The organism is Bradyrhizobium sp. 18BD (assembly GCF_054185225.1).
Genome location: NZ_JAVAYL010000014.1, coordinates 44,494 through 70,001 on the forward strand (window position 1 = coordinate 44,494; position 25,508 = coordinate 70,001).

27 protein-coding genes are annotated in these 25,508 nt (G+C 61.3%); 10 read left to right on the forward strand and 17 right to left on the reverse strand.

Annotated elements, in window-relative coordinates:
- The first annotated feature begins 16 nt into the window (after positions 1-16).
- On the forward strand, positions 17-1,159 hold the full coding sequence (locus tag RAD16_RS24330; protein ID WP_458160382.1) for an acyltransferase family protein: 1,143 nt from the start codon (positions 17-19) through the stop codon (positions 1,157-1,159).
- Positions 1,160-1,256: 97 nt separating this feature from the next.
- On the opposite strand, the gene RAD16_RS24335 is transcribed toward RAD16_RS24330, so the two are convergent.
- Genes RAD16_RS24335 through RAD16_RS24345 form a run of 3 tightly spaced genes read right to left on the reverse strand, consistent with a single transcriptional unit; the run spans position 1,257 to position 4,298 of the window.
- Positions 1,257-2,330, reverse strand: coding sequence for a glycosyltransferase family 4 protein (locus RAD16_RS24335; RefSeq protein ID WP_458160383.1), 1,074 nt, complete (start codon positions 2,328-2,330; stop codon positions 1,257-1,259).
- A gap of 22 nt (positions 2,331-2,352) precedes the next feature.
- Entirely contained in the window at positions 2,353-3,090 is a 738-nt protein-coding gene (locus RAD16_RS24340) for a class I SAM-dependent methyltransferase (RefSeq protein ID WP_458160384.1), read from the reverse strand.
- Entirely contained in the window at positions 3,087-4,298 is a 1,212-nt protein-coding gene (locus RAD16_RS24345) for a glycosyltransferase family 4 protein (protein ID WP_458160385.1), read from the reverse strand. The genes RAD16_RS24340 and RAD16_RS24345 overlap by 4 nt, the downstream gene beginning before the upstream one ends.
- Before the next feature lie 32 nt (positions 4,299-4,330).
- Between RAD16_RS24345 and RAD16_RS24350 the strand changes: the two genes are divergently transcribed.
- The gene (locus RAD16_RS24350; RefSeq protein WP_458160386.1) at positions 4,331-5,701 is read left to right on the forward strand and encodes a hypothetical protein; all 1,371 of its coding nucleotides are present in this window, start codon (positions 4,331-4,333) and stop codon (positions 5,699-5,701) included.
- A 377-nt stretch (positions 5,702-6,078) separates the two neighbouring features.
- On the opposite strand, the gene RAD16_RS24355 is transcribed toward RAD16_RS24350, so the two are convergent.
- On the reverse strand, positions 6,079-7,503 hold the full coding sequence (locus RAD16_RS24355; protein WP_458160387.1) for an undecaprenyl-phosphate glucose phosphotransferase: 1,425 nt from the start codon (positions 7,501-7,503) through the stop codon (positions 6,079-6,081).
- A 350-nt stretch (positions 7,504-7,853) separates the two neighbouring features.
- On the opposite strand from RAD16_RS24355, the gene RAD16_RS24360 reads away from it, so the two are divergent.
- Together RAD16_RS24360 and RAD16_RS24365 are read left to right on the forward strand one after the other, a co-directional pair.
- A complete protein-coding gene (locus RAD16_RS24360; protein ID WP_458160388.1) occupies positions 7,854-8,132 on the forward strand; it encodes a hypothetical protein in 279 nt (92 codons plus the stop codon).
- Between the two features lie 172 nt (positions 8,133-8,304).
- On the forward strand, positions 8,305-9,039 hold the full coding sequence (locus tag RAD16_RS24365; protein ID WP_458160389.1) for a metallophosphoesterase family protein: 735 nt from the start codon (positions 8,305-8,307) through the stop codon (positions 9,037-9,039).
- Positions 9,040-9,156: 117 nt separating this feature from the next.
- Here RAD16_RS24365 and RAD16_RS24370 read toward each other — a convergent pair whose 3' ends face one another.
- The 3 genes from RAD16_RS24370 to rfbC all read right to left on the reverse strand — a co-directional run bounded on the left by RAD16_RS24370 (position 9,157) and on the right by rfbC (position 11,162).
- Positions 9,157-9,579 (reverse strand): hypothetical protein, encoded by a 423-nt coding sequence (locus tag RAD16_RS24370; RefSeq protein WP_458160554.1) that lies wholly within the window; start codon positions 9,577-9,579, stop codon positions 9,157-9,159.
- Between the two features lie 130 nt (positions 9,580-9,709).
- The gene (rfbD, locus tag RAD16_RS24375; RefSeq protein ID WP_458160390.1) at positions 9,710-10,606 is read right to left on the reverse strand and encodes a dTDP-4-dehydrorhamnose reductase; all 897 of its coding nucleotides are present in this window, start codon (positions 10,604-10,606) and stop codon (positions 9,710-9,712) included.
- A gap of 1 nt (position 10,607) precedes the next feature.
- Positions 10,608-11,162, reverse strand: a complete 555-nt coding sequence (gene rfbC / locus RAD16_RS24380; RefSeq protein ID WP_458160391.1) for a dTDP-4-dehydrorhamnose 3,5-epimerase — start codon at positions 11,160-11,162, stop codon at positions 10,608-10,610.
- Positions 11,163-11,247: 85 nt separating this feature from the next.
- Here rfbC and rfbA point away from each other — a divergent pair, with 85 nt between their 5' ends.
- The 3 genes from rfbA to RAD16_RS24395 all read left to right on the forward strand — a co-directional run bounded on the left by rfbA (position 11,248) and on the right by RAD16_RS24395 (position 13,515).
- Entirely contained in the window at positions 11,248-12,129 is an 882-nt protein-coding gene (gene rfbA, locus RAD16_RS24385) for a glucose-1-phosphate thymidylyltransferase RfbA (RefSeq protein WP_458160392.1), read from the forward strand.
- 12 nt (positions 12,130-12,141) lie between these two features.
- The gene (gene rfbB, locus RAD16_RS24390; RefSeq protein WP_458160393.1) at positions 12,142-13,206 is read left to right on the forward strand and encodes a dTDP-glucose 4,6-dehydratase; all 1,065 of its coding nucleotides are present in this window, start codon (positions 12,142-12,144) and stop codon (positions 13,204-13,206) included.
- 102 nt (positions 13,207-13,308) lie between these two features.
- Complete coding sequence (locus tag RAD16_RS24395) at positions 13,309-13,515, forward strand: hypothetical protein (protein WP_458160394.1); 207 nt, start codon at positions 13,309-13,311, stop codon at positions 13,513-13,515.
- An 85-nt stretch (positions 13,516-13,600) separates the two neighbouring features.
- Here the strand turns inward: RAD16_RS24395 and RAD16_RS24400 are convergent, their stop codons facing one another.
- Positions 13,601-13,861, reverse strand: a complete 261-nt coding sequence (locus tag RAD16_RS24400; protein WP_458160395.1) for a hypothetical protein — start codon at positions 13,859-13,861, stop codon at positions 13,601-13,603.
- A 657-nt stretch (positions 13,862-14,518) separates the two neighbouring features.
- Positions 14,519-14,794 (reverse strand): hypothetical protein, encoded by a 276-nt coding sequence (locus RAD16_RS24405; RefSeq protein WP_458160396.1) that lies wholly within the window; start codon positions 14,792-14,794, stop codon positions 14,519-14,521.
- On the opposite strand from RAD16_RS24405, the gene RAD16_RS24410 reads away from it, so the two are divergent.
- The 3 genes from RAD16_RS24410 (at position 14,784) to RAD16_RS24420 (ending at position 16,443) form a co-directional block, all read left to right on the forward strand.
- The gene (locus RAD16_RS24410; protein WP_458160397.1) at positions 14,784-15,410 is read left to right on the forward strand and encodes a hypothetical protein; all 627 of its coding nucleotides are present in this window, start codon (positions 14,784-14,786) and stop codon (positions 15,408-15,410) included. The genes RAD16_RS24405 and RAD16_RS24410 overlap by 11 nt on opposite strands.
- 184 nt (positions 15,411-15,594) lie before the next feature.
- Positions 15,595-15,768 (forward strand): hypothetical protein, encoded by a 174-nt coding sequence (locus RAD16_RS24415; protein ID WP_326897928.1) that lies wholly within the window; start codon positions 15,595-15,597, stop codon positions 15,766-15,768.
- Positions 15,769-16,077: 309 nt separating this feature from the next.
- Positions 16,078-16,443 (forward strand): VanZ family protein, encoded by a 366-nt coding sequence (locus RAD16_RS24420; protein ID WP_458160398.1) that lies wholly within the window; start codon positions 16,078-16,080, stop codon positions 16,441-16,443.
- An 82-nt stretch (positions 16,444-16,525) separates the two neighbouring features.
- Here the strand turns inward: RAD16_RS24420 and RAD16_RS24425 are convergent, their stop codons facing one another.
- The 8 genes from RAD16_RS24425 to RAD16_RS24460 form a co-directional block, all read right to left on the reverse strand.
- Positions 16,526-16,831: a hypothetical protein gene (locus RAD16_RS24425; RefSeq protein ID WP_458160399.1), complete on the reverse strand. Its 306-nt coding sequence runs from the start codon at positions 16,829-16,831 to the stop codon at positions 16,526-16,528.
- Between the two features lie 126 nt (positions 16,832-16,957).
- Positions 16,958-17,404, reverse strand: coding sequence for a hypothetical protein (locus tag RAD16_RS24430; protein WP_458160400.1), 447 nt, complete (start codon positions 17,402-17,404; stop codon positions 16,958-16,960).
- A gap of 141 nt (positions 17,405-17,545) precedes the next feature.
- Positions 17,546-19,273 carry a chemotaxis protein gene (locus tag RAD16_RS24435; RefSeq protein WP_458160401.1) on the reverse strand — a complete coding sequence of 576 codons (1,728 nt, stop codon included), beginning with the start codon at positions 19,271-19,273 and terminating at the stop codon, positions 17,546-17,548.
- A 6-nt stretch (positions 19,274-19,279) separates the two neighbouring features.
- The gene (locus RAD16_RS24440; protein ID WP_458160402.1) at positions 19,280-20,371 is read right to left on the reverse strand and encodes a protein-glutamate methylesterase/protein-glutamine glutaminase; all 1,092 of its coding nucleotides are present in this window, start codon (positions 20,369-20,371) and stop codon (positions 19,280-19,282) included.
- Between the two features lie 15 nt (positions 20,372-20,386).
- Positions 20,387-21,241 (reverse strand): CheR family methyltransferase, encoded by an 855-nt coding sequence (locus RAD16_RS24445; RefSeq protein ID WP_458160403.1) that lies wholly within the window; start codon positions 21,239-21,241, stop codon positions 20,387-20,389.
- 139 nt (positions 21,242-21,380) lie between these two features.
- Positions 21,381-23,183: a methyl-accepting chemotaxis protein gene (locus RAD16_RS24450; protein ID WP_458160404.1), complete on the reverse strand. Its 1,803-nt coding sequence runs from the start codon at positions 23,181-23,183 to the stop codon at positions 21,381-21,383.
- 55 nt (positions 23,184-23,238) lie between these two features.
- Complete coding sequence (locus tag RAD16_RS24455) at positions 23,239-23,727, reverse strand: chemotaxis protein CheW (RefSeq protein WP_458160405.1); 489 nt, start codon at positions 23,725-23,727, stop codon at positions 23,239-23,241.
- 66 nt (positions 23,728-23,793) lie between these two features.
- Positions 23,794-25,494 carry a methyl-accepting chemotaxis protein gene (locus RAD16_RS24460; protein WP_458160406.1) on the reverse strand — a complete coding sequence of 567 codons (1,701 nt, stop codon included), beginning with the start codon at positions 25,492-25,494 and terminating at the stop codon, positions 23,794-23,796.
- Positions 25,495-25,508: the final 14 nt, after the last annotated feature.

Consider the following 25,508-nt stretch of genomic DNA (forward strand, 5'->3'; position numbering starts at 1 on the left):
GGGGGAGCGATCCTTCATGACGTCCGAACTTCCGAAAAAGGCCCCCCCGGTCCCGCGACAAGGACAGCTGCTACAGCTGAACTGGATCCGGGCCATCGCAGCACTGCTCGTCGTGGCCTACCACTGCGAAGTGACCATGGTGCTGCCGAAATACTTCGGCGTCAGCACGTTTCCGTTGTTCAAGGCCGGCCATTCGGGCGTTCAGCTGTTCTTTGTCCTGAGCGGATTCGTCATTTACCTGGCGCATCATCGCGATTCCGAAGGTAACGGGAGCTTAGTCGCTCGATTCGCGGCGAAGCGATTTCGTCGCATCTATCCATCGCTTTGGATCGTACTCGTTCCTCTGATCATCCTGTCATTTCTCGGCTTCGCGACAAGGGTACCGAACAACACCGACGTCGTGCTGTCGCTCCTGATTTTGCCGGTAAAAGAAGAGGTGATCCTGGCTACGGAATGGACGCTTCGCCACGAAATTCTCTTCTACGCCCTATTCGCCTGCTTTCTTTGGAATCGGAGAATCGGGTTCTGGCTTCTGGTGATCTGGGGCTTCATCGGCCTCCCTCTCGCTCTGTTCGACGACAAGGGCTGGCTGATCGACTTCATCTTCAACAACAATCACCTGCTGTTTCTGTGTGGGGTCGGCATCGCCTGGCTCTACATACGCGGATATTCTGCCGGTGGGGCCTACTTTCTCTTCGCGGGGCTTATCGTTTTCGCCGTCACTTTCTACTTCGGCATATCGAAGCAGATTCCTCCAAACGGCGAACTCCTGCTATTTGGACTGGGCGCAGCAGGAATTATCCACGGCGCATGTTCCATGCCGCTCCTGAATCGGAAAATCGTTCCGTTAGAGGAGGCGGGGGCTGCGTCATACGCACTCTATCTTATTCATTATCCGCTGATCTCGTTGCTTGCGAAGATTGCGGTCAAGATCAACGCAACGGTCGCGGCGCCGCGCGCCGTGTATTTTGTAGCCATTATCGCGATCTGTCAGATGGCAGCTATCGTCTTCCATCGCCTGATAGAAGCCCCTCTGATGAAGGCTCCCTGGATGCAGAGGCTATTCCTGCCTACCGGGGCCACGACGATCGCGTCAGGCTTTCGAGGATCATCTCAGGATATCGCTGACGGCAACGTGCCAGCGTCCTCGTCGGACTAAAGCGCGATGAGATCAGGACGAATCGTCATCGCGCTTCAGGCTATTGTCTGAGCATGATCTTTTCGCAAAACTGCCGCGCAGTCTTCCGGATCATGCCTTAGATGGAATTAACCATCGCCAGCGCCGAAGAGATCCACGTATACCGCGATCTCTGCGTCAACTGACGGGCGAGCTCGGCTTCAGACAGCGCGCCCTTTTCGATCCGCTCTCGCATCAAACGAGCCAGGTGTTCGGGATCCGTCGGGCTGCAATACTCGGCTGCATCTCCGCATACTTCGCGCAGCACCGCGATGTCCGACACGATAACGGGACACCCGAACACCATAGCTTCCAACGGAGGCACGCCAAACCCCTCATACAAGCTTGGAAAGATCAGCGCAGTTGCATGGCCATACAAGGTCGCCATGGACGCGTCCGAGATATGCCCTGCAGGGATCACCCGATTATCGACCGTTGCATCGCTGCGACCAAAGACCCGCTCATTGGCGGCGCCCACGATCACCAGCGGGTAATCCCTGGGGAGAGATTTGATCGCACGGGTGACGAGTTCGATATTCTTGTTTGGCTTGTTGGAGCCGATAGCCAGAAAATATCGCCCCGGCACCAGGTTGAGCCTGTGCAATATCGCATCGTCGGTCGGAATCCCTGCAAGATGCTCGGCGCTGTTTGAACAGACGGCTATGTCGTCGACCGGAATCTTCAGGACGACGGAGAGCTCTCGCTGGGAAAAATGTGACACCGTCATGATGCTTGCGGTCCTGGCGTAGAGCCGTCCGAGACAACGGTGAAACTGTCCATAGCTGCGACTGAAGAACTCTGGATGCCGAAAGACCTGCGCGTCGTGAAGCACGATATGGTGCCGACGATGGAGCACGGGGCCGGAATTGGCGAGACTGATGAGAGTGCCGCTCCGCGCGGCCACGGCGAGATCGATCTGATCCCAGGCGTGCCCCGCCCGCTGTCCGATCTTTGCGATGCGGATGTGCTTCAGCGATAGACGATCCTCGGCATTCGAAGGCGCAAGGAGGGTCCAGTTCGCGCCAATGAGACGGTCAGGCAGCTGCTTCCGGTCGATCAGCTGATCGATTGCCTTGACGATCTCCGCGGCAAATCGCTGAACGCCGCTTAGGGGCTGCGAAAGAAAGCGACCGTTTATAAAAACATCAGGCATGCGTCTTGCGGCTTCGCAGGGTCTACGGCAGCTTCGAACGGCTCAGAACCATGAGAGACCATCCGCCGACAAGCCGGACCGTAGCGTCGGGGGCAGCGAGAAACGCCAGGCGTCGCGGCCATGCGGCGAGCCGCTTCTTCCAGGTCTTGTACGACTGATCAATCGCCCAGGCCGTGTAGAAGAAGTCGATCGTCTCCAGGCCCGATTCCGCAATCAGGGACAGGGCGCTGTCCCGTGAGAAATAGTGAATATGCCCCAGCGTGCGACGGGCTGTGGGCAGCACCCAACCGCGGCCGACCGCAAGAGCACTCATGTCGAGCGGGACATGAATGACTTGCCAACGAGACATCTTCCCCATCGCCCGGAGGAATTCGAAGGGATTCTCGACATGTTCCACCACGTCGATCGCCATCGTCAGATCGAATTGCTTCCCGCTCTGGAAAGCATCCTCCATGCTGAAAATCAGATTGTCCGACGATCGTTTCAGGGACAGTTCGTGAGCATAAGGCGAGACTTCAAAACCCTGGAAGTTCGATTGCGGATATTGCTTGGACAGGATCCCGACGATTGCACCCGTCCCGCAGCCGATGTCAGCGAGTGTCCGCCACTGGAGGCCATTGCGATCGAGAATCGTCCGGATATGCGCGGCCTTCCACGGCGCATCTTCCTCGTGCCAGTTCGGATTGTCGACGGCGTAGTCGTCCTGCCGGTACCGGCTTGTTGCATCGGGCGCCGGCTGTTCCATCGAGGAAGAATTCATGCCGGCTGCGTCCTCACGCTCTCGTAGAAGGCAACGACCCGCCGCCCCAAAGTGTCCTGATTGAACTCTTGCATTGCGGCGCCAGCACTGTCCTTGTACGCCTCGAGACGCTCCGGATGATCGAGGATGCCTTCGATCGCCGTACCCCAGGCTCTTACATCGCCGGCCTCCACAAGGATACCATTTTTCTCGTGCATCACGAGTTCTGGTATGCCGCCGGCATTGCTTCCCATAACGGGAAGGCCCCGCCCGAGTGCTTCGATGATCACGCCGGGGGAGTTTTCGAACCATATGGACGGCACCAGAAGGAGGTCGCTCTGGGCCATGCGATTGGCGACTTCCTGGACTGAGACATGCCCTGCGAACTCGATCCAGCGATGATGACCAAAGCGCCGCTTGAGATCGTCTTCGCTGGGGCCAGTACCCACCAGCGTCAGCGTAAACTCATGACGCGTAGACAACGGCTCGAGGGCTTGGAGCAGAACGTACAACCCTTTCGATTCATGCAGACGTCCGACATAGAGGAAGCGGACCGTCTTCGATGCAACTTTCTCAACAGTCGGGCTCGGTGATTTGTTGGGATTCAGGATGTGGGCCTGGGCCCAGGCCTGGATCGGTTGGAACGCCGACAACCGGCGGAGAATCGCGAGCGAAGGCGAAACGAATCCCAGCCGTGGGACGGAGCGGAGATAAGCGAGCTTTGCTCTCGACGAAAAGGCGCAGGGTGCGCATAGGCGCTCGCACTCCCGGCCGGATTTGAACATCGCCATCCTCACACAAGCGAGGCTGAGATCGTGAAGCGTCAAGACGACGGGAATGTTCCGGCCACCGAGCACGCGAAGCGTATTCCAGCCAATGCCTTGCAGGACGTGTATGTTGACAATGTCGGGGGCAAATTCGTCGAGGACCTGACGCATGATCCGGTCGTTGCGAGGATCAAAATGGTCTTGAAGATGCCAGATGGACTTCTGTACACCGGATTTTTGAGCAGCTTCAAACACCGTATACGGCCGAGGCATGTGAATGCGCCAGATTTTGAGACCGTCAACGATCGCTCCCCTCACCTCGTCCGCGGGAGCCGGCGATGTGGTCAGGACGGCGACTTCATGACCGTTCGTATGGAGCCATGCCGCCAGATTGCGCGCGGAAAGTTCAGCTCCGCCTTGGACAAAGGGCGGAAAGAAGGCTGAAACGATGAGAATTCGCATGTACGTTCGTTACCTGACACAATAGGACGAAGATGGTCAAAGCGGCGAAAAGAGGGTTGGCACTTGCGATCATCGCAACAGGCCTGCTCTTCGGCAAAATCTATGCTGCCAATGAAGCGACATCCTTCTCGATTGGCAAGCAGCCGTTGGCCGAGCGTGCCGATCGGTCGATCATCGGCGTCGGCGTGCACTTCGGGATAGGCGGAGAGTATGGCTATTCCCCGCAAAAGTCTGCGCAGATATTGCGCTCCGACGGCTTCGATTCTGTCAGGGACGATCTGGCTTGGACCTTGTTTCGGGCCGGGCCGGCGATTGGCGACCCAACAACTCAAGTCGCCCGCGAACCCTTCAAAGTGTTCGATTTCCTGGATCAAACCCAGGCGAGGCCGCTGCTTATTCTTGGTCACCCCAATCCTCTCGTTCCTGACGGCGCACCTCCTCTGACCGATGTCGGCCGAAAAAGCTTCGCCGACTTCGCGGCGAAGGCTGTGCTGACGACCGCCAAGCGAAATCCAATCTACGAGATCTGGAACGAATGGAATATGAACGCCGTGCAGGGGCGCCCGTTCCTGGTCGGCGAAGGTGATCCGAGCGATCCACGCGCGGCTAGCTATTATTCTGCCCTCGCGAAGGAGGCGCTCGCAAGGATACGCAGTGTCGCCCCGAAAGCGCAGGTATTGATCGGAGCTGTCGGGATGGATCCCGATTGGAAGTGGACGATGGCGCTCGTGCGTTCGGGCGCGCTGGAAGGCGCCAGCGGCTTGTCCGTTCACCTCTACAATCATTGCGAGCGCGACGTGTCGAACCGGACTGCAGAGGCTGCGATCCGGCAAATCAGTACCCTGCGCCAGTTGCTCGATTCAGCCGGATCGAACATCCCGATCTACGTTACCGAAGTTGGTTGGCCTACGGCGTCGAAGATGTGTCCGATCTCGACGCAGGCAGCGGCAAACAATATCGCGCAATTCCTGCTCTGGACGGCAGCCACACCTTGGTTGAAGGGAGCCTGGATCTACGAAATGAAGGATCAGGGCCCTGATCCGGCCGCCCTGGAGGACAACTTTGGCCTGTACGATTTTGGTTTTGCGCCGAAGCCGGCCGCTTGTTTGACCCGCGAGGCGATCAGCATCATCAAGAGCGCGAGCTCGATGAGATTTGAACGCCCCCTTCCCGAATTGTCGGTCATCGAGGCAACGACCTCCGCAGGAAAGCGGCTGATTGCCTGGACTTCGCAAGAGAAAGTCTCGGCAACTCTTGAATTTCCCGACGGCACGGAACCAGAATACGCCCAATTGTGCCAACAGAAGACCGCATCGAAGACGATACAGATCGGGGCCGCGCCGGTCGTGATTACATTGCCGACGGCTGCTCCAATCGATTTGAAGGCGAAGATCGTTCGTTAATGTCCGAACTCCACCAAGTCATCTCCCTGGAGACCTCAAGCTCCCTATCCCTCGCCTGAAGCAACCGGGCGCCTCCTTGGCGGCCAAGCACGCCGGCGCGACATAACGGAGAGCATCAGAGGCAGTCCGGCCAGTCGGGGCCGCCGTAGCAAGGCGCCTCATAAGGCCTACAGGGACGCTTCTCTTGGCGCCCTATGCCCCTCGGATCAGGTAAGGAGGAAAGAATGAGCCGTAAGCATAACGTTCCTGGGACGCATCCGACGAGCCCCTGCCCGACACACGCCAGCCAATTGGCCGACTGCCTGTAGCGCTGGAATGCAACGGCTCAAGGCTCTCGGGTTGAGGCCGAGCGCCCCGCAGGGTATGGAATTAATCCGTCAATAGGCTTCCTGATGGACCAGCGCCAAGGCCGTCTTGAAGATGATCTTGATGTCGAGCCAGATGCTCCAGTTGCTGACGTACCAGACATCGTATTCGACGCGCTTTTCCATCAAATCGATGGTCGGCGTTTCACCGCGAAAGCCATTGACTTGAGCCCAGCCCGTCAGGCCCGGCTTCATATGATGGCGGTAAACATAGTTGCTTATCATCGGATCGTAATAGTTGTCATGGGCCAGCGCATGTGGCCGCGGTCCGACCAGAGACATCTCGCCGCGCAAGACGTTCCAGAGCTGCGGCAGCTCGTCGATACTGGTTCGGCGCAGCACACGACCGACGCGCGTGACCCGGGCATCGGTCTTCGTCGCCTGTGTGACCGTATGTCCGTTCTCCGCCACTGTCATGGAGCGAAACTTCCAGATCTCGAACGGCTTGCCGTTGAAGCCGCGCCGGAACTGCTTGAAGATCACCTTGCCCTTGGAATCGAGCTTGATCATGATCGCGGCCGTCGCCAGCAGCGGCGCCAGCAGCAGAAGCGCGAACGAGGCAATGCCGATGTCGAGGCAGCGCTTCTGCGCCTGCTCGAACACGCTGAGCGGCGCGCGCTGAATCTCGATCGCGACCGTGCCGCTGACGGGCTGGAACGGACGCGAGACCAGATCGGCGATCGGGAAGTCCGGCAAAAGGCGGATCGGCTGCGGAACGACGCGGAGGTGCTGACTCAACTTCTGGAGAAGCGGCATTTCGTCCCAGTCGATGACCAGGAGATATTCTTCCACGTCGGCCGTCCGCGCCTGACGAGTGATATCGCGAATCTCGCTATCCCAGCCTGCGCCCTCCTCAGAGGGATCGAGCACGAAATGCCGCACGACGTTGAAGCCGTGCTTGCGCAGATCCTTGAAGCGGGTCGAGGTGAAATCGAGAGGCTTGAGGCTGAGCAGCACGACCTTCCGGTCGACCAGGCGTCCCTTGGCATAGCTTGAGGTCAGGGCCACGCGCCACAACACGCGAAGCCCGCCCAAGGCGAGACCGCCGGTCGCGGCGAACAACAGCGTGGTCCCGCGCGACAGCTCCGCGGACGATTTGAGCAAAAATGCCTCGACCGCGAGAATGGTCAGCGAGATCAGCCACACCGCCAGAGCCTTGCGCAGCTGCCAGACCGTGTTCAGCAGGCGATGGTGATCATAGACACCCTGGAAATACGCGATCGTCACGAACACCGCGCCGACGACGAGACCAGCTCCGACGGATGAATCCTGTTCGCCGACCAGCACGCGATAGAGACCGCTTGCCGCGAAATAGCTGAGCATCACGACGGCGAAGTCGGCTGCGATCAGGGCCACCTGAAGAGGTCGTTGGAGGGTACCGCGCCGGTTCGATATAACCGAATAATAGTTTTCCGAACCGTAAGTTGCTACAGCCATCCGAACCTCGCTGCCTCGTCGCACTAATCGCAATCAAACATTGCGAGCAAATCGATCCAAATTTTTCGACGTGCGTCCAAGTATATCTTAACTAAACAAAGCGACATTGCGGCAGTGCACCGAAAAAATCAAATCGATTTTTATGCAACGCAGCATCGCCGCAATCGAATGCTCAAACTACTGTCACACACGTGACAATTAAGCGGGCATCGCGCCACGTTTCGCACCAAATCGCGTCATTTTCGCACAGCATTTTCGCGCGCATTTGAACGGCTGTTCAACCATGCCGCTTAAGCCGTTATTAGCTCGCAGCCATTAATACTCGTGACCAATTCGGGGAGAGTTGTGTCGTGAGTACCGTTGCCGTTTTCAGCCTGCTGATCGGATCATTGCTGGGAGGCCGATTCCGAATCTTCATCCTGCCACCCGCCATCGTTCTCGGAGCTGCGATCCTTGGTGCGGGCTCCGCCTGGCAGGGACATGATTCGGCTCACACCGTTGTTATGATTCTTGTCTTTGCAGCGGTGCTCCAGCTCGGCTATTTCTGCGGCGCGTTTCTGGTCCGGGTACGGGCGACGGCTTATCGCGGCAAGGCAGCGCCGTCATTCGACAGCCAGAGCTTCGGCTAGTCGGGCCGGAAGCGCAGGGATCGACGATTCGCAGTGCGCGCGGATGATCGGTCAGACGTGCGAATGAGCATTCACCCGTCAAGGTGGTGAAAAAAGCGGCTCGTGGCGCCCCTATTTGCTCGATAGCATATTGACTTCTCGGGCGAAGCTCTCTCTGAAAGAGTTGAAGCCCATGCCCACAACTGCGCCCCGAAATTCGCCCCGGCCGAAGCTCCCGAACGGCGTGCGCATCTATGCGATCAGCGATATTCACGGCTGCGCCCACCTGCTCGAGCAGATGTTCGCTGTCATCGATGCGGACATGGCGAACAGCCGCCCGTATCGCGCGATCGAGGTCTTCCTCGGCGATTACATCGATCGCGGGCCGGACTCGCGCCACACACTCGATCTCCTGATCCGGCGCAGCCGCCGCCGTAACACCGTGTTTCTCAAGGGCAATCACGAGGCCTATCTCACCTCGGTGTTGGAGGACCCCTCGCGCGCCACCGAATGGCTTCAGTTCGGCGGACTCCAGACCATGATGTCGTACGGCGTGTCGGCCGCACCAGGCCTCAGCAAGGACGAGCTCTCCGATCTCGTGCGCGAGCTCGCATCCGCGATGCCGCCGGAGCACATCCATTTCCTACGGCAGTTGCGACCGACATTCACATGCGGCGATTTCTTCTTCGTCCATGCGGGGGTACGCCCCGGCATTCCGCTGTCCGAACAGCGCGAGGCGGACCTGTTGTGGATCAGGGACGAATTCCTGCAGAGCAAGAAGCGCTTCGGCAAATATGTCGTGCACGGTCACACACCGGTGAAGCAGGCCGAATTGCTCGAGAACCGGGCCAACATCGATACCGGGGCGTATGCCACTGGAAATCTGACGCTGCTGTCCATTCAAGGCAACAGCATGCTCGCGATCTAAAGTATCATCCGGAAAAGTGTGAAGCGGCTTTCCGAAAAGATCATGCTCAAACAAAGAGCTAATGCGCGACGACGATTCAATCTCATCGCGCTTTAGCCGCCGCGCTCGCGCGCCGAGTCAATTGGCGTGGCTAGCCGGAGGCCTGTATTCCGGGAAGCGACTAAGCATCGCCGCCTTGAGGAACTTGAAATGGGCGATCGAGGCACCGAGTTCCTTGAGCCTGCGCTGGCCGTTCAGGATCTCCTTGTCGAACAGATCCTGGTGGTGATTGTCCAGCGCCTCACGCTCGAGATATTCATCATCGCCATTGCCCAAGGTCACGGCCGCGCGCGCCAGCACGTCTTCCACCCGGCGGTTGAGACCTGATTGTTCGCGCTCGGCCGCATGCAGGGCCTCGTCGATCGCGGTCATGATGGCTTCGATGCGCGTGCGATCGGTTTCAGCGTCGCGCTCGGGCGAACGCGCGCGAAACGTCTGCTCGCCCCCGAAGCGGTCTTTCAGGAAGTTATGGGTGCGGGCCCGCAGGAAGAGCTGAAACATGCGTGCATTTTCCGGTTCGAGGCGCCAGACCAGAAAATGGGCCAAGGATGGTTAATAAACGTTAAAGGCGGCAGAAGGTTGTGCTCCGCGCGTCCCCCGTGAGCCGCCCCAAGACGTTCAGATTGGACGTTCAGATTGTCGCCCTGAGGGCATCCAGCTCGCGATCGAGCGCCTGCTGCCAGCTCGGCGGCGTAATGCCGAACCGCTCGTGCAGCCGCGAGAGATCAAGGCGGGAATTGAACGGCCGCTTCGCCTTGACGGGAAATTCCTCCGAACGGATTGGAACAATTTCCTTCACGGCGAACTTGACGCCCCGCGATTGCAAGCCGGAAACGATCGCGGTCGCAAAGCCGTGCCAGCTGGTCTCGCCCGTGCAGACCAGATTGACGACGCCGCCTTGCTGCTCAAAAGGCTTGCGAAGGTCGCTGTCGCTCCGCGGCAGCATCGCAACCACCGCTTGTGAAATCGCGTTTGCTGTCGTCGGCGCGCCGATCTGGTCGGCGACGATGCGCAGCTGCTCGCGCTCTCCGGCGAGCCGCACGATCGTTTTGAGAAAATTTGCACCGGTTGCAGCGTACACCCAGGACGTGCGCGCGATCACATGCAGGGCACCCGCCTCGGCAATGGCTTGGTCGCCCGCGAGCTTGCTTTGGCCGTACACCGAGAGAGGCGCCGGCGTGCTGTCCTCGCGCCACGGACGATCGCCCGAGCCGTCGAAGACATAATCCGTCGAAAAGTGCACCAGCGGCACGCCACGGGGCGCAGCCCATTGGGCGATCACCCTGGGAGATTCCGCGTTGATCCGAAACGCGAGTTCCCGCTCGTCTTCCGCGCGATCGACAGCGGTGTAGGCCGCGGGATTGATGATCAGATCCGGCTTGATCGAATCCAGCCTGCCGGCAAGCTCATCCGGCCGCGACAGATCGAAGTCTTCCTGTGCCGGCGCAACGATATCGGCGCGTCCCCGAAGCAGCGGAAGCAGAGCTCCGCCCACCTGCCCCGCAGAGCCCGTCAGAAGAACTTTCATGTCAGATCTCCCCGTAACGCGGGAGATTCTTCACGTCCGCGAGGAACGGCGCGTCGGCATCCTTCGGCGACAGCGAGGGTTCCGCGAGGCCCCAGTCGATGCCGATCGCGGGGTCGTTCCACCGAATGGAGATCTCATCCTTCGGGCTGTAGAGCGCGTCGCACTTATAGAAGAAATCAGCCGTCTCGGAGAGAACGGCAAAACCATGCGCGAAACCGCGAGGAACCCACAATTGCCTCCGGTTGTCCTCACTCAATTCGACAGCAACGTGACGCCCAAAATTCGGGCTGCCGACGCGGACATCGACGGCAACGTCCAAGACGCGGCCTCGAAGCGCAGTGACCAGCTTGCCCTGCGTAAGCGGATTCTGTAGGTGCAGCCCGCGCAACACTCCGTAACGCGAGCGTGACAGGTTGTCCTGAACGAACGGCCGCGTAATCCCGCTCTGCGCATAGCGCTCGAACTGGTAGCTTTCCAAGAAAAAGCCGCGTTGATCGCCAAATAGCTTCGGCTCGACGATCAAAACCTCAGGCAGATCTGTCTTGATAACGTTCATTCCCGCGACTTCAGCTCCGCACACACAACAATCTTGTGCAGCGCACACTATCTGATATTTTCGAATTGGTAAACCAGAGGGACCTATGAAGGGAATCATACTCGCTGGCGGAACAGGCTCGCGCCTCTATCCCGTCACGACAGTGGTGTCGAAGCAGCTGCTGCCGGTTTTTGACAAACCGATGATCTACTATCCGCTGTCGACACTGATGCTCGCCGGAATTCGCGACATTCTCATCATCTCGACGCCGCAGGACAAGCCGCTGTTCCAGCGCTTGCTCGGTGATGGATCGGAGATCGGCGTCAATTTCTCTTACGCCACCCAGGAAACCCCGCGCGGTCTTGCCGATGCATTCATCGTCGGGCGCGAATTCGTAGGATCGGATTCCGTAGCCCTAGTTCTCGGCGACAACATCTTCTACGGCCACGGGCTTCAGGAAATGCTCGCCAAGGCCGCGACACGCACGAGCGGCGCCACCATCTTCGGCTATGTCGTCAACACTCCCGAACAATACGGCGTGGTCGAGCTCGGCGGTGACGGGCGTGCGCGCTCGATCGAAGAGAAGCCCAAGCAGCCGAAGTCGAATGTGGCCGTCACCGGCCTCTATTTCTACGACAACAGCGTGGTCGACATCGCTGCGGGGATCAAACCGTCGGCGCGGGGCGAAATCGAGATCACCGACGTGAATAACGCCTACCTCGCCCGGGGCGACCTGTTCGTCGAAGTGCTCGGACGCGGATTTGCCTGGCTCGACACCGGCACGCACGCCTCGCTGGTCGAAGCCAGCCACTTCGTCCAGATCCTGGAGCAGCGCCAGGGTTTGCGCATCGCCTGCCCCGAGGAAATCGCGTTGCGACGCGGTTACATCTCTCTCGAAGCATTCACGAAGGTCGCCGAGAAGACCGCCAAGAGCAGCTACGGCCAGTATCTGCAATCGGTGGCCCGATCCTACGCCGCTCAAGCCTGAGGCAGATCATCCATGCGTTTCGAAGGCTCCACGATTTTCGTCACGGGCGGTGCGGGTTTCATCGGCTCTGCGGTCGTCCGTCATCTCCTCCGCGACACGAAGGCGCGTGTCGTCAACATCGACAAGCTGACTTATGCGGCGAACCTCGAGTCAATCCCTGGCGCCGAGGCAAACCCGCGTTATGCATTTGAGAGGCAATGCATTTGCGAGGCAGCGTCGCTTCGCAAATTGTTCGAGAAGTACCAGCCCGCGGCGGTGATGAACCTGGCTGCCGAGAGCCATGTCGATCGCTCGATCGACGGCCCCGGCGAATTCATCCAGACTAACATCGTCGGCACCTTCACGCTGCTGCAGGAAGCGCTGCGATACTGGAGGGCTCTGACCCCGGACCGTCGTTCGAAATTCCGCTTCCTCCACATCTCCACTGACGAGGTGTTCGGGTCGCTCGGCAAGGACGGCTACTTCACCGAGACCACGCCCTATTCACCGAACTCGCCATACTCGGCGAGCAAGGCGTCGTCCGACCATCTGGTCCGCGCCTGGCGTGAGACCTACGACCTTCCGACGATGGTGACAAACTGCTCGAACAATTACGGGCCCTATCATTTCCCCGAGAAGCTCATTCCGCACATCATCATCAAAGGGTTGGCCCAGGAGGCGCTTCCCGTCTATGGCGACGGACAGAACATTCGCGACTGGCTCTACGTCGAAGATCACGCCAAGGCACTTGCGCTCGTGCTCGAGCGGGGCGTGGTCGGCGAGACGTACAACGTCGGCGGACGAAACGAACGCACCAACCTCCACGTCGTGGAAAGCATTTGCGACCTGCTGGACGAACTTTCACCCAGCGGAACGGGCTCCCGGCGGAGCCTGATTTCTTTTGTTGCCGACCGCCCTGGACACGATCGCCGCTACGCGATTGATGCTTCAAAGCTAGAGCGCGAGCTTGGATGGCGTGCCGACGAGAATTTCGAAAGTGGCTTAACCAAGACCGTCCGGTGGTTCTTCGACAATCGGATGTGGTGGGAGGCTATTCTTGACCGCGGCTACCAGCAGAAACGTATCGGCCTCGGCTAGCCGGCCGAGTTGGCTTACTTCCCGACAACCTGACGATATCGACTTGCATCGCCTTGGGAGCGGACTTGTCGTATCAAATGCGAAAGGGAATCGACGCGAAAAATGGACGAATACTACTTCGTGTGGATTCGTGGCTTCGACGGCCGCCCTAAGCCACAGATTTGGGCTGCGGATCAGTTCGAAGGCCCTGATTGGAGATTAAGTCAAGTTGTTGCGCGACGCGTTCTCGATGCTGCAGAACGCGGGATGGGTCTGGATCGCCTCGTGAAGCTGTTTCCGGCACCGTCTGGTCAAGATGAGATCAACTAGTCTGTCTCCACGACAGGGTTGCCGCTCGACGCTGATTGCGCCCCCGCCAATTAAGCGTCGGATGAAGTTACCCGGAACGGTCGAATCAAGTTCTGATCTCTGCTCGGCTCCGTGCCATCCAAGCCTTCCAGGCGCCGTCGTGTTTCTCGTAGAGTTCCAGCAAGCGCTGCTCGCCGGCAGCCGGCCAAAAATCATGGGCACCCCGCGTAACCTGCCTGCCCTCCTGAGCGGACGCCTGCTCGCTATCGAGCCGCTCGAACTCGAAGGTTTCCTCCAGCGTCAGACCGATCAGGACGCGCCGGCCCAGCGCATCCACGAAATAGCGCCGCGGCGCATTGTTCGCCAAGCTAGTCAAGGTGCCCCCTCCCCGGCGATCCACTGACCGCGCAACGTATCGAGACGGCGGCCATAGGAACTGACAAGACAGAGAGCGATGCCCTCACGAGCGGAACGATCAAGACCAGCCAGACCATCGACCGCAGTCCTCACATCCGACAACATGACAGGCGCCCATCAACGCGAGGAAGACCAGCTGACGGCCTGCAAGATCCATGCGCGATCCCGCGATCGGGAACCAGCCCGGAAGTCTCCTTAACCTAAGCAGACCTGGTTACGCCGCCACCATATCCGGAACGCGCTGCGGCAGGACAATCGGCATCCGCCACCAAGTTGCAAATCATCAGAATACACGTATCGCCCTCACGAACGACGCATTCTGCCGGGATCCGGAGGAGCCGTAAGGCTGATAGAGCGGATGACGTACTCTGCGCCGGCGCGATCGCCACGCGCGGGTCGCATAGCCCGCACCAAAGCCCGCGAAGATCGAGATTAGAATCGCGACTACCATCATTCGGAACTCTTCCAATTGTAGGGCGTGTTGTCTTTGCGATGCGCTAGTCTCATCTTCGAGTTGTGTCGAGAACATGATGAGCGCCGCTGATTTTCTTGTCATGTCAGGGATTTTTTGGGCAGCACCGTGCTTGCGATGTGGTCGGCCATGCGTTCACCCGAAGAACCACAGGAACAATCTCACCAGCAACAGCGTGATGAAATACACCCAGCCTGCCATCGCAATCAGCGCAACGCCGAAAAATGCGCCTTCGAACGCCCGCTCTCTGATCTTCGTGAGAGGAAATGCCACTCGCGCTTTCTGAAGCATCTCGGTCTTCTTCTTGATTTGTTGATTTTGATTTGTTCGTGGTCGCTTGCGCGAGACCATAGCCGAACGAATTCGACGATCTCGTGACGACTCGTCTGAGAGATGCGCAATGCTGCTCATCGCGATCCTCGATGCAGGCATCGCGATTAAATCTATTCTCGTTCGAGGCTGTTGCGATCAGCCAAGCCGCGATTCAATTGAAATTGATTCCTCGAATCTGTGTCGTGATCTCGCGACAAGTAGTTCCGGATTTCGCGCAAGTGATGACGCGGGACGAAGCATTCGGCTTTGCGATGTCCGCCACGGCATGATGAGCGCGTGGTGCCTCGCCCCGGCGACCCGGCTTCTCCGGCTCTATGTCGCCGACCACACTGAGGGGCTGAAACTGGTGCTCGAGCACGGCGGGACAGGCGAGACCTACAACATCGGCGCACGCTGCGAATGGACCAATCTCGACGTGGTCGAGCGCGTCTGCGATCTACTCGATGAGATCTCGCCAGCTTCGTGGCCGATCGGGCCCGGCCACGATCTTCGCTACGCCATGGCCCCGGCAAGATCGAACGCGAGCTCGGCCGGCGCCCCTCGCGAGAGCTTCGAAAGCGGGCTTGCGAAGACCGTCCGCTGGTTCTGCGACAACCGGACATGGTGGCAAAATATCCTCGATCGCGGCTACCAGCGCGTGCATCGGCCTCGGCTAGCGAAAAACTCCGTGGTTATACGGAGCGCAACGCACTGATTTTATCCCGGTAAGGTTGAGCGGTTAGCTTAATCCGCGTTGTGTGTTGCGAACGCCGAGGGATCGCATATCCATCTGGTCACCGGGCTCCCCCAAGCCCGGCCCCACCCAAGCAAAGCCGTCGAGCGAACGTGGGTCCGCTTGGCGGCTTTGTCGTTGTGTCGACGAGAGGATGGTTTCGGTTATGGCGCGTAGGCCCTGGTCGTTCAAGGAAGACCGCCGGCTGATGGAATTGGCCAAGTCTTCGACTTCGCTAGAAGAAGCGGCAAAAGCTCTCGGTCGCTCGCCCGATGCGGTCAAACGCATGGCCTTGCGCCTCGGGCTGTCGCTGAAATCCAAGGGCTCCAAGAAGAACTAGCGTCCGTCGCACAGGCCGCGCACGACTGCTCGTGGACGGGCGCGTCTTCCTCATCAATCGGTGATTGGAAGATGCCAATCGACGCAGCCCGATCGGCTCCAAGAGCTCTGCCATGCGCATGGCTTCGTGCCTGACGAAGTCGGCTTGGTTCGTCGATGACGAGAATTTGGGCAGGGATGTCGCCTGGCCATTTGCCTGAAGGCGGAACTCCCAGTTCGCCCGTGAACATCGGTTCATGCTGTTTGTGAACCTTAACGATGTTCTTGGCTTTCGAAAGCGGCCAGCGGGCTGACAGGCTATGTTGGCACCATGCGCCGCAATCATCTCATCGCCGCCGCGAGTATCTGCCTCGCGCTCATCATCTACGCCACGTTCGCCAAGCTCGCGGGCAGGCCGGCGCTCATGGGCCACGCGGAGGACTACTGGGTCGTCGTCATCGAGCGCTTCAGTGCCTACGGGCTATTGGGCTTCCTGCTGTCGTTCCTGCTGCCGGGCCGCGTCAAACTGGCCTGCGCCTTTGTGGTGGCCGTGGCCGTCGGGCTCGAGGTCTTGCAGGCGGTGACGCTGGATCGCGATCCCCGGCTCATGGATGTGCTGCAGAAGGCGGCCGGCGGCACCGTCGGCGTCCTCCTTGCCCAGACCATCCTGGCTTTCCTGCCGAGACCACCGTCCTGAAGCGCGATCGGATTGGGATGAATCGTCTTCGCGCGTCAGGCTAATGCTTGCGCATGATCCTGCCGCTGCACGGCTTTTCGGATCATGCTCTCGGGCTGCCGGCATACGCCACGCCGCGACGCAAGCCCTGGTGATCGACCGACAGAACCCCCGACATCTGCCGATGGGCATCGCGCAGTGCCGTGATCGCCTCGTCGAGGTCGAATTCGGCCACGCGAATGGTCTCGAAGAACCGCGCCATCAAGGCGACGTTCAGCTTGACGCGGGTATTCCCGTCGCGGCTCTTGCGGCGATCGAGCGACAGATGCATCGCCTGCATCCTGGCATCGGCAGCACTGCAGCCGCTGAGCGTCGCGAGTTCGTCATAAGTCATCCAGATTTGAGGCATGTTCCCTGTCCGCCTTTTGTTGTTGGCATCAACCTAGATTTCACCTCTAAAGGCAGGGTTGCCGCAGTGCCGTCGCGCCTTGTTTTCGCAACAACAGCGTCAATGCAAACCTAAGACAGCGGCGTTCTAGGACAGGGGCGCCTTGGGCGGCGTGAACGGATGGCGCGGCCGGGAACGGCCGTCGAGGCCCTTGGGCAGCTTGTCGGCATTGAGCTTGACGACCGCGCATTTGGCGTCAGTCGCCGGCGCATCTTCCTGACTGTAGATCAGCGTCGCCTCGAAATTCACGTCGGGCGCTTCCTTGGCCGTTCCCGAGCAGGTCGCCACCAGGCCGTTGCACACACCCGAGAGCTTGACCTCGACCTGGTCCAGACCGAACACGCTCGGCGGCCCGTCAGCATACCGGCTCACGGTCAGGACGGCCGAGAAATGCCGCTCGTCGACGCGGTAGGAGCCGCCATAGGTGAAGAAGCTGTCACTCCCCGAGATCCGGCCCCCGGTCAGATCCACGAGGCCGGTGCCCTGCCCGCGGGGAGTCCTGAACCAGGCCGCGTATGTACCGTCTCTCAGCATGGGAAATTTCCCGACGTGAAAATTGACCTCTATTTGCGACCAACTCTGGGGCGCGACAATGGCTGAACTGCCAGCCTTGCGAGCAAGGTTAACGCCCCGAAAACTCAAACCGTCGAATTGCCGCCGGCGCCGGCGGCCACGTCAAAACAATTCTATGCCGTCATCCGCGGCCTCGACCGCCTCGACGCGCCGCGTGGTGGCGATCGACGCAAGGCCGAGCGTCTGCAAAAATTCTCGATGGACGTCGCGTTCGCGCTCCATCGTGTAGCGCGCGAAGAGATCGTCGAGTATCGCCTGATCCTGCGTCTCGGGCCGAGGCCTTCCCGTGCCCGCGCTTGCAGTCTCGAGCCGCGCGGCAACCGCAGGCAAGGTCGCGGAGCTTTCGCCGAGCGAGGTCATCAGGCCTTGCGCCGAATTCATCAGGCCTTCGAACTCCGCGCCCTCATCGACCAGCCGGCTCATCAGCTTGCCGAGCCGTTCGTTGCCGACCTCCACCTCGCGCAGCGCCTGCAGGATCTGCGGCTCGAGCTTGGAAAGCTGCGTGGAATCACCCTGCACGCGGAGCTGCTTCAGCTCCAGCGCCGATCGTTCGATGCCGTCGAGCACAGGCTTCAAGCGCCCTGCGCCCGCCGAGACCTGATCGGCGGTCGCCTTCAGCTCGTTGGCGATCACGACGAAAGCGCTGCCGCGACTACCGAGATGGCTTGCCTTGAGCCCGGCATTCATGCCGATCAAGGTGATGTCGACGGTCGCTTCGGCGAGCCCGGCAATCGCCTGGCGAAATTTTGCCAGCGTATCCTCGACGATGGCCAGCGCCTCGTCGACCGCGCGGCCGGCACTCTCGCAGGTGGCGATCAGGGTCGAGGCGTGCGCCAGCGTCTGCTTGATGCGTGACAGGAACGACGCCGAGCCGCCCTCCTCACCGCCGAACAGCGTACGGCCATGCCCGACGACGCTGCCGGCATCATGCAGGATGGCCGTCAGCGCACGAACGATCTGGCCGATGTCGCTGCCGAACTCGCGCTGGGCGTCCCTGAGCAGGGCCGCCTGCAACTGGCAGATCGCACGCGCGCCGTCGTCGCTCGCAACCGGTCCGGGAACGAGGCTGGGCGAAGACTCCGACGCGAGGCCGAGGCCATGGCAGACATGCTCGAGACGCTGGCGCGTGCTGTCGCCGGCCTGAAGCGAGATGATGGCGCCGCCGACCGCCTCGGCAATCTTTTTGGTGCTGGCGCTGGCGAGGTCGGCGAGATGGCGGCTCTTGCTGCGCTGGTCGCGCAATCCGGAATATGCATCGTCAAGCTCGGCACTCTCGGACACGAGCTGCTTCGCGTAGCGGCTCTCGAAGTCCTTCTGGCGGCCGGAGGCGGTGGCGACGGCGTCCGACAGGCGCTGCTGATCCCGTGCACAGCCCTCGATCGAGCCCTGCACCGCCTTGCCGAGATCGTAAGCCTCCTGCGTGAAAGCGAGGAAGCCCTCACGATCGCCATCGAGCGAGGCCGCCTCGATCCGCGCGCTGCGCGCGATGATGGTGATCATCCCGATGTGCTTGAACAACGGCTTGAGCAACGCGGAGGCTTCCGACGTGCTGTTGCCGATCGTGGCCAGCAGCGCGCTCTCGGCCGGCAACGCCTTCGCAAGCTCGCTGAGCCGCGCGGAAATCTCCTGCAATGCGGTCGCGGCGCCCTCGATCTCGGCGCCGGAGAGTTCCTCCGAGAGCGTCGCGAGGCCCTGGTTCAGCTCCTTGAAGATGAGGTGGCCGCGGCCGAGTTCCTGGCCGACCCGCGCGAACACGTCCTCGATCCGCGACGAGACATCCTCGATCGCGGCGGTCGCCTCAGTCAGTGTGTGAGCCGGAATGACGGACATCTGCGATCAGCCCACCGCCGCCACATGCCCGGCCTGGTACCAGAGCATGATCTCGCGCGGGATATGGTGCAGCGAGACGACCTTCTCGACGCCGCCATGGGCGATGGCTTCCTTCGGCATGCCGAACACCACGCAGCTTTCCTCGTCCTGCGCCCGCGTCGAGGCGCCGAGCTTGCGCATCTCCAGCATGCCACGCGCGCCATCGTCGCCCATGCCGGTCATGATGACGCCGAGCGCGTTGGCGCCGGCGTGCTGGGCGGCCGAGCGGAACAGCACGTCGACCGACGGGCGATGCCGCGACACCGGCGGGCCGTCCTTGATTGCGATCTGATAGCGCAGGCCGATGCGCTGGAGCAGCATGTGGCGGGCGCCCGGCGCGATATAGGCGCAGCCCGGCAGCACCGGCTCACCATCTTCGGCCTCCTTGACGCGAATCTGGCAGACGCTGTCGAGACGCCTGGCAAAGGCCGCGGTGAAGCCGGCCGGCATGTGCTGGACGATGACGATCGGCGGACAATGCGGCGGCAGCATCTCGAGGACGTCGTTGAGCGCCTCGGTCCCGCCCGTCGAGGCACCGATGCAGACAATGCGTTCCGTCGTCGGCCGCACCCTGCCCTGCACCGGCGGCGGGATGATCGCATCGGCGGTCAGCTTCTTCTCGATCGTGCGACGCTCGGCTCGGGGACGCACCCGCGCGCGCGCCGCCGACTTAACGGCCTCGCGCAGCCGCGTCGAACATTCGAGCAGCGCCTGCCGCGTGTCGATCTTCGGCTTGGGCACGATATCGACCGCGCCGGCCTCGAACGCCTCGAACATCACGTTCGAGCCTTCTTCTGTGAGCGAGGAGCAGATGATCACCGGGATCGGTCGCTGCGCCATGATCTTGCGCAGGAAAGTCAAGCCGTCCATGCGCGGCATTTCCAGATCGAGGATCATGACGTCGGGGATTTCGTCCTGGAGACGCCGCGCCGCCACGAACGGATCGGACGCCGTGGCCATCACCTCGATATCAGGATCGTCGTTGAGGATCGTTTGCAGGATTTGGCGCACCGACGCCGAATCGTCCACGATCAGTACGCGAACTTTCCCCCTCGGCATCGCGCGTGGCTCCAATCAGACCTGGAAAATCGTTGGCTGAACTTGCTTCAGATCCGGAACGGAACTGTGAATCATGGATTCCGAATGTCCGACCAGCAGATACCCTCCTGGCCGCAAATGGTTGCAGAGCTGCTGGACGACCTTGCGCTGGGTCGGCTTGTCGAAATAGATCAGCACGTTGCGGCAGAAGATGATGTCGACGTCCCGATCCACCGGATAGGCTGCGTCCATCAGGTTCATCCGCATGAAATGGGTCATGCGCCGCAACTCCGGCACCACCCGCACCTCGCCGCGCGACCTGTCACGCGACGACAGGAAATAGCGCTTCACGAAGGGCTCCGGCACCGGCGAAAGCACGTCGCGGGTGTAGATCGCGGTCCTGGCGAGACGCAGCACCGCAGTCGAGATGTCGGTGCCGAGGATGCGATACTGGAAGCGCGAGCCGTTCCGCGTCATGTCGTCCAGCACCATCGCGGTGGTGTAGGCTTCCATACCGGTCGAGCTCGCCGAGCTCCAGATCTTCAGGTTCGCGTTCTTGCGCCCGTGCGACTTGAGCAGCGCGGGGATCGCGACGTCGCGCATGAATGTGAAGTGCTGCGGCTCGCGGAAGAAGTCGGTCTTGTTGGTCGTCACCACATCGATGAGATGGGTGAGCTCGGTGTCGAAATGTTCGGCCTCGAACAGATTGTCGACATATTCGTTGAGGTCGGAGAAGTTCAGCGCGCGCACGCGCTTGTGCAGCCGCCCCTCCAGCATCAGCCGCTTGCCCTGCGGCAGCTTGATGCCGACCTGGCCTTCGATCAGTTCGGCGATGGTCCGGAAGTGGCGATCCGACAGATGGACGGCCGTATCCTGCATGGCGGGCATCATGGCTGAATGCCCCCAAACGCGACGGCCGCCTGCACTGAATGTCGGGCCGAACGGGCCATCTCGAGTCCTACGCGTTTACACGATTTCTGAAGACGGATTGGCCCGCCGACAAAGGGCGGGCCGATCCCCTTAGTTAGTCTTAGCGCTGGAAATCGGCGTCCCGATCGTCCTCGCCGTCGTTCATGTCGAAGGCAAAGCCGCCGCCACCGGCCGCCTTCAGCGCGCGCGCCGGCTTGGCCTGCGGCTTCTTGGCCGGACGCTCGACGGCTGCCATGGTCGCCGCCTTGGCGCGCAACTGGTTGACAGCCCGGTCGATCGGCGCGGCCGCCTGGGCACGGCCGTGCTCGATGCGGAAATAGGCAATGGTCGACTGAAGCTGCTCGGCCTGCGAGGCGAGCTCTTCCGAGGTCGAGGACACCTGCTCGGACGCGCTGGCGTTCTGCTGGCCGACCTTGTCGAGCTGCTGGATCGCCTGGTTGATCTGGGCCGAACCGACGTCCTGCTCGCGGCAGGCCGCCGTGATCTCCTCGACCAGCTCTGCCGTCCGCTTGATGTCGGGGACGAGCTTGGAGAGCATGGAGCCTGCTTCCTGCGCGACCTTGACGGTGTCGGCCGACAACGTGCCGATCTCGGCGGCAGCCGCCTGGCTGCGCTCGGCGAGCTTGCGCACTTCGGAGGCGACCACCGCAAAGCCCTTGCCGTGCTCGCCGGCGCGCGCGGCCTCGACCGCGGCGTTGAGCGCGAGCAGATCGGTCTGGCGCGCGATCTCCTGCACGATCGTGATCTTCTCGGCGATGGTCTGCATCGCATTGACGGCACGGCCGACCGCGGCACCACTGGCCTCGGCGTCCTTGGCGGACTGCGCGGCGATCTTCTCGGTCTGGTTGGCGTTGTCGGCGTTCTGCTTCACGTTCGAGGCCATCTCCTCCATCGAGGAGGAGGCCTCCTCGGCGGACGAAGCCTGCTCGGTCGCGCCCTGCGAGAGCTGCTCGGCGCTGGCGGAGAGCTCCTGGCTGCCGGCCGAGACGTTCTGCGCCGCGGTCAGGGCTTCCGACACGATCTGGCGGAGCTTTTCGACCATGCGCTCGAGCGCAAGGCCGAGCGTATCCTTGTCCGACAGCGGCTTGGCCTCGACCGTGAGATCGCCCTGCGCGATCTGGTTGGCGAGCGCCGCCGTCGCATTCAGGTTCACCGTCATCGCGTTCAGCGACTTGATGAGATCACCGATCTCGTCGTTGCTGGAGGATTCGATCTTGTGGCTGAGATCGCCGATCGCGACCGCGTCGGCAAGGCCGACGGCCTGCGCCAGCGCGCGGCTGATGTTCATGGCGATCCAGGTCGCCGCAGCCGCGGCGATCAGGAGCGAAGCAATCACCAGGCTCATCAGGATCAGTTCGGCGCGGGCGCCGTCCTGCTTGGCCTGTTCGGCCTGCTCGGCCATATTCTTCTTGACGTTCTTGATGTAGCCATCGGCCGCCTCGATCGCATCGGCGACGACCTTGCGGCCATCATGCATTGAGCGGTCCAGCGCCTTCGGCTTGTCGGTCTTCGCAAGCTGAACCGTCTCGTCCTGATAGGCGTTCAGCTTGGCGAAAGCGATGTTGAAGCCCTCCATGAGCTTCTTGCCGCTCTCGCTGGCCGCCGCATAGATCTCGTCCTTGGACTTGCTAACAGCTTCGCGGTTCTTGAGGAGGTCGGCACGGAACTGCTCGTGCTCTGCGTCGGACGCCGCCAGGATCGAGTTTTTCTCGGCGCGAACGAGGAACAGAATGCCTTCCTTCAGCTCGGCGGCCTTCTCCATGCGGCCTGCGCGGCTGACCAGCAACTCGGTGGTACTGACCATGTCGGCCAACTTCAGGTAACCGACCGCACCGGCGATCATGGACAGCAGGATGACGACGCCGAAGGCGCTGGCAAGCTTGGCTTTGACGGTGAATCTCATGTCAGTCTCGTTGGTTCGAATTGGGGTGCTTACGCTTGACCACGCACTAGCAAACTCAGGCGGCGCGCGACGAATCCGCGGCCGCGTTACGTCCTTCCGGGATCTCGTCATTCGCCATCAGCTTGGCGAGATCAAAGATCACCACGAATTTCTCGCCCTTGCGGCCGATACCGGCGGCATAGTCGGACTGCCATTTGCCGCCGACTTCGGGGATGGGCTCGATCGCCTGCTCGTCGATGTCGGTGACCTCGAACACGCAATCGGCAACGAAGCCGACGCCGACCAGACGGTCCTTCATCGGCACGTCGAGGATGATGATGCGGGTCGCCTCGGTGGCTTCCACGGCCGGCAGGCCGAGCTTGGTCCTGAGATCGACGATCGGATAACCGGCGCCGCGCACGTCGATCATGCCGAGCAGGAAGTTCGGCGCGTGCGGAAGCCGCGAGATCGGCCGCATGTCCAGGATCTCACGGACATTGCGGATGCTGATGCCGAACGTCTCGCCGGCGAGCCCGAGCGTCAGATATTGCGAGGTTGCGGCCATGTTGCAGTCCAGGGATCCCAGGGTTGGCGAATGAGCGTGGCCCGGCACGAGGCCGGACCGTCTTGATCAGCGTTGGAACTCGGCGTCGCGGTCGTCTTCGCCGTCATGCATGTCGAAGGCAAAGCCGCCACCGCCGCCGGCGACCTTCATCGCACGCGCGGGCTTGCGCGCCGGCGCGGGCTTCTTCGCGCCGCGATCCGCGGCCGCCATGTGGGCGGCCTTGGCGCGAAGCTGGGTGACGGCGCGATCGATCGGCGCCGGCGCTGCGCTCTCGCCACGGCCGGCATGCTCGATGCGGAAGAACGAGATGGTGGACTGGAGCTGCTCGGCCTGCGAGGCGAGCTCTTCCGAGGTCGAGGACACCTGCTCGGACGCGCTGGCGTTCTGCTGGCCGACCTTGTCGAGCTGCTGGATCGCCTGGTTGATCTGGGCCGACCCGACGTCCTGCTCGCGGCATGCGGCAGTGATCTCCTGGACCAGCTCGGCGGTCTTCTTGATATCGGGCACCAGCTTGGACAGCATGTCGCCGGCTTCCTGCGCGACCTTGACGGTGTCGGCCGACAACGTGCCGATCTCGGCGGCAGCCGCCTGGCTGCGCTCGGCGAGCTTGCGCACTTCGGAGGCGACCACCGCAAAGCCCTTGCCGTGCTCGCCGGCGCGCGCGGCTTCGACTGCGGCGTTGAGCGCGAGCAGATCGGTCTGGCGCGCGATCTCCTGCACGATGGTGATCTTCTCGGCGATGGTCTGCATCGCCTGAACAGCGCGGCCGACGGCAATACCGCTGGCCTCGGCGTCCTGGGCCGATCGCGCGGCGATCTTCTCGGTCTGGTTGGCGTTGTCGGCGTTCTGCTTCACGTTCGAGGCCATCTCCTCCATCGAGGACGAAGCTTCCTCGGCGGACGAGGCCTGCTCGGTCGCGCCCTGCGAGAGCTGCTCGGCGCTGGCGGAGAGCTCCTGGCTGCCGGCGGAGACGTTCTGCGCCGCGGTCAGGGCTTCCTCGACGACCTGCCGAAGCTTTTCGACCATCAGGTTCAGCGATTTGATGAGATCGCCGATCTCGTCATTGCTGGAGACGTTGATCATCTGGCTGAGATCACCGCTCGCCACCGCACCGGCGAGGCCGACCGCGCGGCCGAGACCACGGGCGATGCTGATCGAGATCCAGATCGCGGCGATCAAGCCGATGGCGAGCGACGCCACCACAGCCGAGGTCAGCAGGAGCTGAGCCCGGTTGCCGTCCTGATGCGCCTGGGCGGCCTGGTCGTTCATGTTCTTCTTAACGTTGGTGACGTAGACGTTGGCGGATTCCATTGCCTCGCCGACGGCTTTGCGAACGTCGGTTTGGGAGCGTTCAGCCGCCTTCGCCTTGTCGGTCCGGGCGATCTTGAGTGCCTCATCCTGCACGGCGTTCATCCGCGCATAGGCGACGCCAAAATTCTCGAGCAGCTTCTTGCCTTCGGGGGAGGCCGCCGCCTGAATCTCTTCCTTCAGCTTCGCGAGCGTCTCGCGCTGCTTGGCGATCTCGGCGAGGAAGCGATCCGCATCACTCTCAGAGGCCATGATGAGGTTCTTCTCGGCGCGAACCTGAAGCAGGATGCCCTTCTCGATTTCGGCCGCACGGTCCATCCGACCGGCGCGCGCCACCAGGCTGTCGGCGGTGTCGATCATCTCGCTCAGCTTCACATAGGCAAGGCCGCCCGCCGCCATCGAGAGCAACAGGACGACACCGAATGCGCTGGCAAGCTTTGCCTTGACCGTAAATCTCATCTTCAGCCCCTACC

Coding starts and splice junctions, on each gene's coding strand:
- RAD16_RS24330 (WP_458160382.1), top strand. CDS start 17: ATGACGTCCGAACTTCCGAAAAAGGCCCCCCCGGTCCCGCGACAAGGA.
- RAD16_RS24335 (WP_458160383.1), bottom strand. CDS start 2,330: ATGCCTGATGTTTTTATAAACGGTCGCTTTCTTTCGCAGCCCCTAAGC.
- RAD16_RS24340 (WP_458160384.1), bottom strand. CDS start 3,090: ATGAATTCTTCCTCGATGGAACAGCCGGCGCCCGATGCAACAAGCCGG.
- RAD16_RS24345 (WP_458160385.1), bottom strand. CDS start 4,298: ATGCGAATTCTCATCGTTTCAGCCTTCTTTCCGCCCTTTGTCCAAGGC.
- RAD16_RS24350 (WP_458160386.1), top strand. CDS start 4,331: ATGGTCAAAGCGGCGAAAAGAGGGTTGGCACTTGCGATCATCGCAACA.
- RAD16_RS24355 (WP_458160387.1), bottom strand. CDS start 7,503: ATGGCTGTAGCAACTTACGGTTCGGAAAACTATTATTCGGTTATATCG.
- RAD16_RS24365 (WP_458160389.1), top strand. CDS start 8,305: ATGCCCACAACTGCGCCCCGAAATTCGCCCCGGCCGAAGCTCCCGAAC.
- RAD16_RS24370 (WP_458160554.1), bottom strand. CDS start 9,579: ATGTTTCAGCTCTTCCTGCGGGCCCGCACCCATAACTTCCTGAAAGAC.
- rfbD (WP_458160390.1), bottom strand. CDS start 10,606: ATGAAAGTTCTTCTGACGGGCTCTGCGGGGCAGGTGGGCGGAGCTCTG.
- rfbC (WP_458160391.1), bottom strand. CDS start 11,162: ATGAACGTTATCAAGACAGATCTGCCTGAGGTTTTGATCGTCGAGCCG.
- rfbA (WP_458160392.1), top strand. CDS start 11,248: ATGAAGGGAATCATACTCGCTGGCGGAACAGGCTCGCGCCTCTATCCC.
- rfbB (WP_458160393.1), top strand. CDS start 12,142: ATGCGTTTCGAAGGCTCCACGATTTTCGTCACGGGCGGTGCGGGTTTC.
- RAD16_RS24395 (WP_458160394.1), top strand. CDS start 13,309: ATGGACGAATACTACTTCGTGTGGATTCGTGGCTTCGACGGCCGCCCT.
- RAD16_RS24410 (WP_458160397.1), top strand. CDS start 14,784: ATGCTGCTCATCGCGATCCTCGATGCAGGCATCGCGATTAAATCTATT.
- RAD16_RS24405 (WP_458160396.1), bottom strand. CDS start 14,794: ATGAGCAGCATTGCGCATCTCTCAGACGAGTCGTCACGAGATCGTCGA.
- RAD16_RS24415 (WP_326897928.1), top strand. CDS start 15,595: ATGGCGCGTAGGCCCTGGTCGTTCAAGGAAGACCGCCGGCTGATGGAA.
- RAD16_RS24420 (WP_458160398.1), top strand. CDS start 16,078: ATGCGCCGCAATCATCTCATCGCCGCCGCGAGTATCTGCCTCGCGCTC.
- RAD16_RS24425 (WP_458160399.1), bottom strand. CDS start 16,831: ATGCCTCAAATCTGGATGACTTATGACGAACTCGCGACGCTCAGCGGC.
- RAD16_RS24430 (WP_458160400.1), bottom strand. CDS start 17,404: ATGCTGAGAGACGGTACATACGCGGCCTGGTTCAGGACTCCCCGCGGG.
- RAD16_RS24435 (WP_458160401.1), bottom strand. CDS start 19,273: ATGTCCGTCATTCCGGCTCACACACTGACTGAGGCGACCGCCGCGATC.
- RAD16_RS24440 (WP_458160402.1), bottom strand. CDS start 20,371: ATGCCGAGGGGGAAAGTTCGCGTACTGATCGTGGACGATTCGGCGTCG.
- RAD16_RS24445 (WP_458160403.1), bottom strand. CDS start 21,241: ATGATGCCCGCCATGCAGGATACGGCCGTCCATCTGTCGGATCGCCAC.
- RAD16_RS24450 (WP_458160404.1), bottom strand. CDS start 23,183: ATGAGATTCACCGTCAAAGCCAAGCTTGCCAGCGCCTTCGGCGTCGTC.
- RAD16_RS24455 (WP_458160405.1), bottom strand. CDS start 23,727: ATGGCCGCAACCTCGCAATATCTGACGCTCGGGCTCGCCGGCGAGACG.
- RAD16_RS24460 (WP_458160406.1), bottom strand. CDS start 25,494: ATGAGATTTACGGTCAAGGCAAAGCTTGCCAGCGCATTCGGTGTCGTC.